At 73.8% G+C, this 6,835-nt stretch carries 5 protein-coding genes; 3 read left to right on the plus strand and 2 right to left on the minus strand.

Features of this window, described 5'->3' with window-relative positions:
• The first annotated feature begins 61 nt into the window (after window positions 1-61).
• Complete coding sequence (locus NQ707_RS08430; protein ID WP_129358131.1) at window positions 62-1,441, plus strand: protein kinase domain-containing protein; 1,380 nt, start codon at window positions 62-64, stop codon at window positions 1,439-1,441.
• 54 nt (window positions 1,442-1,495) lie between these two features.
• Here NQ707_RS08430 and NQ707_RS08435 read toward each other — a convergent pair whose 3' ends face one another.
• Both NQ707_RS08435 and NQ707_RS08440 read right to left on the minus strand, forming a co-directional pair.
• Window positions 1,496-2,890, minus strand: coding sequence for a class II 3-deoxy-7-phosphoheptulonate synthase (locus NQ707_RS08435; protein WP_058731083.1), 1,395 nt, complete (start codon window positions 2,888-2,890; stop codon window positions 1,496-1,498).
• 9 nt (window positions 2,891-2,899) lie between these two features.
• Complete coding sequence (locus tag NQ707_RS08440) at window positions 2,900-3,634, minus strand: 1-acyl-sn-glycerol-3-phosphate acyltransferase (RefSeq protein ID WP_224799986.1); 735 nt, start codon at window positions 3,632-3,634, stop codon at window positions 2,900-2,902.
• Between the two features lie 89 nt (window positions 3,635-3,723).
• On the opposite strand from NQ707_RS08440, the gene NQ707_RS08445 reads away from it, so the two are divergent.
• Both NQ707_RS08445 and NQ707_RS08450 read left to right on the plus strand, forming a co-directional pair.
• Entirely contained in the window at window positions 3,724-4,593 is an 870-nt protein-coding gene (locus NQ707_RS08445) for a carboxylesterase (protein ID WP_064725510.1), read from the plus strand.
• Window positions 4,594-4,640: 47 nt separating this feature from the next.
• Window positions 4,641-6,494 carry an AMP-dependent synthetase/ligase gene (locus tag NQ707_RS08450; protein ID WP_404435428.1) on the plus strand — a complete coding sequence of 618 codons (1,854 nt, stop codon included), beginning with the start codon at window positions 4,641-4,643 and terminating at the stop codon, window positions 6,492-6,494.
• The last annotated feature ends 341 nt before the right edge of the window (window positions 6,495-6,835 follow it).

Here is a 6,835-nt window from a genome sequence, read left to right on the forward strand (position 1 = left end):
AGTCCAGCCCGGGCGCGGGGCTCCCGGCCGCTGTCCGGGACCATCCCCTACACTCGGGGGCATGAGACCCACCGGACCCGGACCCCTGAGCGGACGCACCGTGGAGGGACGCTATCTGCTGGGGGATCTGATCGCCCGCGGAGGGATGGGCACGGTCTACCGCGGGCGGGACCTGCGCCTGGGCCGCCCGGTGGCGGTCAAGGTGCTCAAGGAGTCGGTGGCCGCGGACCCCCGGCGCACGGACCGCTTCGCCGCGGAGGCCCGGGCGGCGGCGGCCGTCGCGGACCCGCACGTGGTGGCCGTGTGGGATCAGGGGGTGGATGAGACGGGTCCGGAGCCGCTGGCCTTCCTGGTGATGGAGCTGGTGGACGGGGCCACGCTGCGGGATCTGATCAAGCGCCGCTCGCCCATGACCGTGCGGGAGATGCTGCGGGTCGCGGTGCCGATGACGGCCGGGGTGGCCGCCGCGCACCGGTGCGGGCTGGTGCACCGGGACATCAAGCCGGAGAACGTGCTGACCTCCCCCACCGGGTCGGTGAAGGTCGCCGACTTCGGGCTGACCCGCCCGGTGCAGGAGGATTCCGCGACGCTGACCCTGATCGGCTCCGCCAACTACATCGCCCCGGAGGTGGTGCGCCGGGAGAGCTCAGGACCGCCCGCGGATCTGTATTCGCTGGGGGTGATCCTCTACGAGATGCTCACCGGGGTCCCGCCCTTCCGCGGTCCCTCCCCCTACGCGGTGTCCATGGCCCACGTGGACGAGCCCTTCCCGGTGCTGCAGCGGCGCTTCCCCGGGGTGGATCCGGAGGTCGCCGACATCGTGGTCTGGTGCTGCGAGAAGGACCCGGAGCACCGACCGCAGCGGGCGGCGGATCTGCTCGGGGAGCTGGAGCACCTGCGCGAGAGCCTGACACCGGCCGCGCTGGATCTGGCGCCCCCGGGGCACCGGCCGGAGACCGAGGACCTGTTCTCGGTGTTGCGCACGGACAGCCACACCGATCCGACCGGTCTGCGCGCGGTCCCCGCCGAGCAGGACGACCCCGATGCCGCACCGCCTCCGCGCACCCAGCCGACCCGGCTGCTGCCCCCGGACACCGACCTCGACGAGCTCCACCGCACCGATCGGTCCCCGACCGCCCTGACGCGGCACCTCCAGGCCGCGCCCGCGCAGGCGGCGGTCCCCGCGGAAGGCCCACCCGCCGCAGGACAGGACCGGGTCATCCGAGACGCGGAGGCGCCCCGGGACCCCCGGAGCCCGCGGGTCGTGCTCGGGCGCGGCGGTCCCTACCGCGGCTGGATCCTGCTGCTCATCTTCCTGCTGGTCGCCTGCGCGGTGGGCTACCTCGGCTGGCTGCTGGGCCTGCAGCTGATCGGCTCGGGATACGGCACAGGGGCCGCCGCCGCCCTCCTCGGGGGCCGGGCGGGGCCACCCGCCGGGTAGCCCGCCCGACCCATCTGCGGCCCGGCTCGCCCCAGCGGACTCACCCCAGCGGACTCACCTGCGGCCTGAGAGGGCCTCGGCCACCAGGAAGGCGATCTCCAGGGACTGCCGGTGGTTCAGGCGGGGATCGCAGAGGGTCTCGTAGTGCTCGGCGAAGGCGGTCTCATCCACCGGGTCCGAGCCGCCCAGGCACTCGGCGACGTCGTCGCCGGTCATCTCCACGTGGATCCCGCCGGGGAAGGTGCCCAGCTCGCGGTGCACCTCGAAGAACCCGCGGACCTCGTCCATGACGTCCTCGAAGCGGCGGGTCTTGAACCCGGAGGGCACGGAGATGGTGTTGCCGTGCATGGGGTCGGTGACCCACACGGGGCTCGCCCCGGCATCGCGCACCCCCTCCACCAGACGCGGGAGGTTCTCCCGGATCTTCCCGGCACCCATCCGGGTGATGAAGGTCAGGCGTCCCGGCTCCCGCTGCGGGTCCAGCACGTCGATCAGCCGCAGCACCTCCTCGACCGTGGTGGTGGGCCCGAGCTTGACGCCGATGGGGTTGCGCACCTGGGAGAGGAAGTCCACGTGGGCGTCCGTGAGCCCGCGGGTGCGCTCCCCGATCCACAGGAAGTGCGCGGAGGTGTCGTAGGGCCGGTGGGTCCGGGAGTCGATGCGGGTCAGGGCCCGCTCGTAGTCCAGCAGCAGGGCTTCGTGCCCAGCGTAGAACTCGGTGGAGCGCAGGGCCTCGAAGTCCGCCCCGCAGGCGGCCATGAACTTCATGGCCCGGTCGATCTCCGAGGCCATGGACTCGTAGCGGGCGTGGGCCGGGTTGGCCACGAACCCCTGGTTCCAGGCGTGCACCAGGCGCAGGTCCGCGAAGCCGCCGGTGGTGAAGGCGCGGATGAGATTCAGCGTCGAGGCGGAGGTGTGGTATCCGGCGAGCATGCGGTTCGGGTCGTGCGCGCGGGACTCCGGGGTGAAGTCGAAGCCGTTGACCATCTCCCCGCGGAAGCTGGGCAGGGTGGTCTCCCCGCGGGTCTCGGTGTCCGAGGAGCGCGGCTTGGAGAACTGCCCGGCCATCCGCCCCATCTTGACCACCGGCATCGAGGCCCCGTAGGTCAGGACCACCGCCATCTGCAGCAGGGTGCGCACCCGGGCGCTGATCCTATCCGCGGTGGCCGCGGCGAAGGTCTCCGCGCAGTCCCCGCCGGTCAGGAAGAACGCCCGTCCCGCGGCCACCTCGGCCAGGCGGGCGCGCATCTGGTCCACCTCCCCGGCGAACACCAGCGGGGGCACGGCCTCCAGGTCGGCGACGACGCGGTCGAAATCGGGGTGACCCCGCCAGTCCGGCTGCTGTCCGGCGGCCCGTGTCCGCCACTCGTCCAGACCTGGGTAGTCCTGGGCTGAGGGTGCGGGGGCGGCGGGGGTGCTCGACAGTTCGGTCCGGATCTCGTTCGACATGCGAACAGTCTACGAGACGGGTGGCCGCCGAGTCCTGCCGTGGCCGCCACGGCGCGGGGCGTACTCGTCGACGTAGTCCTGCCCCGACAGCTCGCGGATGGCCGCGATGATCTGCTGGGCCGCGCCCCGCGCGGCGTGCGCGCCGGCGTCGGGCCCGGTCCAGGCGGACAGGTCCAGCGGCGCCCCGATCACGGTGCGGGGACGCTGCTCGGGCGCAGGGCGCAGCAGGGGCCGCGGCAGCCGGGGCAGCCGGGCCCCGGGAGGCTGCAGCCGCTGCGTGCCGATCATCGCCACCGGCAGGACGGGCACCCCCGTCTCCAATGCGAGCCTGGCCACCCCGAGCTTGGGCCGGTGCAGCCGCCCGTCCGGGGATCGCGTGCCCTCCGGGTAGATGCCCAGCAGCTGCCCCTCGGCTAAGACCGCCCGGGCCGCCTCCAGGGCCCCGGCCGAGCGCTGGCCCCCGGAACGGTCCAGGGGGATCTGGTGGATGGCGCGGAAGAACGCGGCCATGGCCCTGCCGAGGGGCCCCGGGGCGGTGAAGTACTCGGCCTTCGCGAGGAAGCTGACCGGGCGGGGCACCGCGACGGGCAGCAGCACCGGGTCCAGGAAGGACAGGTGGTTGGAGGCCAGGATCGCGGGACCGGTGGAGGGCACGTGCTCCAGGCCGTGCACCTGGGGGCGCAGCAGGAGGTTCACCAGCGGCCCGACGACGCCGCGTCGGAGGGCCATGTAGAGCGTCGGCACAGGGGTCCTTCGGTCCGGGAACGGGCGGTGGGGCCACTGTACCGCGCGGGGTTTCCCCGGGCCGGTGGGACCGTGGTTGAATCGTGGGTATGGGCTTGATCACGTACCTGCGCCACCGCAGCGCCGCCCCCGGACCCGGGGTCGGCGAGCTGCCGGAGGGCGTCGACGTGCGGGCGCAGTCCTGGGACGGGGGACCTGACGGCGTGCTGGTCCTGCACGGGTTCACCGGGTCGCCGCACAGCATGCGCCCCTGGGCCCGGGAGTGGGCCCGACGCGGCTACGCCGTCGAGCTGCCGCTGCTGCCCGGGCACGGCACCTCCGTGGCGGACATGGCCACCCGGAACTGGCGGGAGTGGGCCGCGGCGGTGGATGACGCCTACTGGCGCCTGGCCGCCCGCTGCGAGCGCGTGGGGGTCGCGGGGCTGTCCATGGGAGGGGCGCTGGCGCTGCATCTGGCGGCCCGCCGGCCGGTCGCCGCGCTGAGCCTGGTCAACCCCGGCCTGGTCTCCCCGCAGCCGCTGAGCGCCCTGGGCGGGCCGCTGTCCCGTGTGGTGCCGACGGTGCCCGGGGTGCGCGATGACATCCGCCGGGAGGGCGTGAGCGAAGGGGCCTATCCGCGGGTGCCCGTGGCCGCCGCGGGGCAGATGCACCGGCTGTTCGCCGCGGCCCGCCGGAGCCTGGGCGCGGTGCGCGCCCCGGTGCAGGTGCTGCGCTCGGAGGTGGACCACGTGGTCACCGAGGCCAGTCTCCGCGCGCTGCGCGCCGGGCTGCCCCAGGCCCCGGAGGTGGTGTCGCTGCCGCGCAGCTGGCACGTGGCCACCCTGGATCACGACGCGCCGCTGATCTTCGCCGCCTCCACACGGTTCTTCGCCGACCACCGGCTGCGCGCCACCCCAGACCACACCGCGCGGGAGTCCCGGCCGGGGCAGCCCGCCGACGTCCGCAGGGACGCCCGCTGACCCCTCCCCCGTTCGCGGAAGGAGCGGTCCACGACCGAAAGGATCTCATGGACGAGACCTCGACCGAGCTGACCATCGAGACGGACCCGCAGTCCAATCTCACGGACCTGCTGGAGGCCAAGCTGCCCCAACACGCCGAGCAGGTGCTCTTCCGCGTGCAGGATGAGCCCGGCAGCGGCACCTGGCGGGAGGTGAGCGCGCGCGAGTTCCGCGAGGAGGTGATCGTCCTGGCCCGGGGGCTGATCGCCGAGGGCATCGAACCCGGCGACCGCGTCGGACTGATGTCGCGCACCCGCTACGAATGGGCCGTCGCGGACTTCGCGATCTTCTACGCCGGGGCGGTGACGGTGCCGATCTTCGAGACCTCCTCCCCCTCCCAGATCGCCTGGAACATGAGCGACTCGGGTGCCAAGGCCATCATCGTGGAGACGAGCCAGCACCTGGCCGCCGTCAAGAGGGCCGCCCGCCACGAGGAGCTGGCCCTGCGCACCGTCTGGCAGATCGACGCCGACGACCAGCGCCCGGAGTCCCTGGCCAGCCTGCGGGCCGCCGGGGAAGGAGTTTCCGAGGAGCAGGTGCAGGCCGCCCGCGGTGCTGCGGGACTGGAGGACACCGCCACGATCATCTACACCTCCGGCACGACGGGGCGCCCGAAGGGCTGCGCGCTGACCCACGGGAACTTCGTGCGCCTGTCCGCGGCGGTGCGCCAGAATGTGCCCGAGGTCGCGAATGAGCGCAACACCACGCTGCTGTTCCTCCCGCTGGCCCACGTCTTCGCCCGCTTCATCCACGTGGTGGCCCTGGACGCCGGCATCACGATGGGCCACTCCCCCGATCTGAAGTACCTGACCCAGGACATCGCGAGCCTCTCCCCGGACTTCCTGCTGGTGGTCCCGCGGGTCTTCGAGAAGATCTACAACGGGGCGCGCTCCCGCGCCCACGATGCCTCCGCGGTCAAGGGGCGGATCTTCGACTGGGCCGAGCGGGTGGGGGTGGCCTGGTCCGAGACGGTCATGGACGGGCGGCGGCCCTCCCTGGCCCTGCGCGCCCAGTACGCGACAGCGGACCGACTGGTCTTCGCCCAGCTGCGCCGGGCCCTGGGTGGGAAGGTCAAATGGGCCGTCTCCGGCGGGGGGCCGCTGGCGGTGCGTCTGGCCCACTTCTTCCACGCCGCGCACCTGAAGATCCTGGAGGGCTACGGGCTGACCGAGACCACCGCCCCGGCCACGGTCGGCACCGTGCAGGACTTCCAGATCGGCACCGTCGGCCCGCCCCTGCCGGGGACCTCGGTGCGCATCGCCGCCGACGGCGAGGTGGAGCTGCGCGGCGTCGGGATCATGGCCCACTACTGGCGCAATGAGAAGGCCGACGCGGAGTCCTTCACCGAGGACGGCTGGTTCCGCACCGGGGATCTGGGGGAGCTGACCGAGCGCGGGATGCTGAAGATCACCGGGCGCAAGAAGGAAGTCATCGTCACCGCGGGCGGGAAGAACGTCATCCCCGCCACCTACGAGGATCTGATCCGGGCCTCCCCGCTGGTCTCCCAGTGCGTGGTCTTGGGCGATGGGAAGCCGTTCATCGCGGCCCTGATCACCCTGGACGAGGAGACCCTGCCGAAGGAGCTGGGCAGGCTGGGACTGGACCCGGATCTCACCGCCGAGCAGGCCGCCCAGACCGAGGAGGTCGGCGAGGCCGTGCAGCGGCTGGTGGACCGGGCCAACGAATCCGTCTCCCGGGCCGAATCCGTGCGGGCCTTCCGGATCATCCCGCGGGACTTCACCGAGGAGTCCGGACACCTGACCCCCTCGATGAAGATCCGCCGCCCCCAGGTGATGCGGGACTACCAGGACGTCATCGAGGAGATCTACAGTAGCCCCAAGCCCACCGGGAACGACGCCTGAGCCACCCGCCGCGGGACCGGATGCTCCCCGGTCCCGCGGCGCACGTCGGCCGCCGCGCGGTCGGCGGGGCCGCGGTCGGGGGGGGGGGGCGCGGGGGGGGGGGGCGGGGGGGGGGGGGGGGGGGGGCGCCCCGGGGGGGGGGGGGGGGGGGGCGGGGGGGGGGGGGGCCCGGCGGGGGGGGGGGGGGCGCGGGGGGGGGGGGGGGGGGGGGGGGCTTTGGTGGTGTACCCCGGCGGGGCTCTTCACCCCCCCTAAATATCCTATCTCCCCCCCCCCGGGGGGGGCGGCCCCCCCGCCCCCCCCCGGGGCGCGCCCCCCCCGGGGGGGGGGGGGGGCCCCCT

It is taken from the genome of Rothia sp. BD8 (assembly GCF_044878465.1).
Lineage (GTDB): Bacteria > Actinomycetota > Actinomycetes > Actinomycetales > Micrococcaceae > Rothia > Rothia kristinae.